The sequence below is a fragment of the Priestia sp. P5_B4 genome (assembly GCF_056400385.1).
Genome location: NZ_JBFULJ010001448.1, coordinates 1 through 594 on the forward strand (window position 1 = coordinate 1; position 594 = coordinate 594).

Annotated in this window: 1 protein-coding gene; it reads right to left on the reverse strand. The window is 65.5% G+C overall.

Going from position 1 to position 594, the window contains the following annotated elements; genetic code table 11:
* Positions 1-31: 31 nt before the first annotated feature.
* Positions 32-594 (reverse strand): hypothetical protein (locus tag AC1DRF_RS31540; RefSeq protein ID WP_477742765.1); only part of this gene is annotated, 563 nt, incomplete at its 5' end.

Consider the following 594-nt stretch of genomic DNA (forward strand, 5'->3'; position numbering starts at 1 on the left):
GATACGACTGAGCACGCGCAGCTGACGTCCCTTAGCGCGAGAGGTCCTCTTCGAGGAATCGCAGGAGGGCCTCCAGCAGCGCCTCGCGTGGATACGCATTCTGCGTCACGAAGATGGAACCGATCATGGGGTGCGTGCGCGAAATCGGGACTGCCACCGCCCAGTGGTCGGCGTTGAGATAACCGACGAGCGTGCTGCCCGGCACGAGTTGGTCGTAGAAGATCACCTGGCTGTCGTTGCGCGCGTCGATGCGCGCCAGCTTCTTGTAGCTGGACTTCAGGATCGACGAAATCCGCTCCGGCTGCGGGAAGGTCGCGAGCGAGTAGTAGTGGACCTCGCGCGGCAACGGATGTTGCGCAAGCCACGCTTGGCGCGTCGCGGGCCGCAGGCTCTCCACGCCGCCGCCGTCGCCCGGGCCGCAGGTGGCGCCCGGAAAGTGTTGCAGCAGATCGGCTTGGTATTGCTCGGCATCATCGGCCAGCGCCGAACCTCGGATTGAACCTGCCGCGCTCAGCACGGCCGCCACCCGGCTGCGGATCTCCGGATACGTGACGATCGCTTCGAGGATGTCGGGCGCGCCCTTCGAATAACCGA